The following is a 905-nucleotide window of genomic DNA, read 5'->3' as shown; positions in this document are numbered from 1 at the left end:
GTGCGGGCGTACCAGTCGGGTGGGGGCGACTTCGAGGTCGCCACGGAGAACCTGGGCGGGAACTGGGGCGTGGTGGTGGCCAGCGCGCTGCTGGTCGACTATGTGATGACGGTGGCGGTGTCGGTGTCGTCGGGGGTGGAGAACCTCGGGGCCCTGCTGAAGTTCATGCAGCCGCACCAGGTCGCCGTCGCGCTGGTCGTCGTGCTCCTGCTCACCCTCGCCAACCTGCGGGGCCTCAAGGAGGCCGGCGTCGCCTTCGCCGTCCCGACCTATCTCTTCATGTTCGCGATCATCAGCATGATCCTGTGGGGGCTGATCCGGCTGGCGGCCGGCACCGACCTGCAGGCCGAGACCGCGCACTACGAGATCCGCGGGGACGAGACGAACGTCGCGGGGTTCGCGCTGGTGTTCCTGCTGCTGCGGGCGTTCTCCTCGGGCTGTGCGGCGCTGACGGGCGTCGAGGCGATCAGCAACGGCGTGCCGGCGTTCAAGAAGCCCAAGGGCGGCAACGCCGCCACCACCCTGCTCATGCTCGGCGTCGTCGCCATGACGATGTTCGGCGGCGTCACCGCGTTCGCCTACATCACCGACGCCAAGTTCGCCGAGCCCGACCAGGGCAGCCGGCTGATCGACCCGGCGACCGGCAAGGAGGTCTCCGACGCCGACCCGGTGATCGCGCAGGTGGCGCACACGGTGTTCAGCAACTTCGGTCTCGGGTTCGCGCTGGTGACGGTGACGACGGCGCTGATCCTGTTCCTGGCGGCCAACACCGCCTTCAACGGGTTCCCGGTGCTGGGCTCGGTGCTGGCACAGAACCGCTATCTGCCCCGCCAGCTGCACACCCGCGGCGACCGGCTGGCCTTCAGCAACGGCATCATCATCCTGGCCACGATGGCCGGCCTGCT

1 protein-coding gene is annotated in these 905 nt (G+C 69.1%); it reads left to right on the top strand.

Annotation, left to right across the window (positions count from 1 at the left end; genetic code table 11):
* The coding region (locus E1291_RS41520; protein ID WP_131743489.1) for an APC family permease at positions 1-905 on the top strand (905 nt) is incomplete at both ends.

The organism is Actinomadura roseirufa (assembly GCF_900659635.1).
Taxonomy (GTDB): domain Bacteria; phylum Actinomycetota; class Actinomycetes; order Streptosporangiales; family Streptosporangiaceae; genus Spirillospora; species Spirillospora roseirufa.
This window is presented reverse-complemented; position numbering and strand designations above follow the sequence as displayed.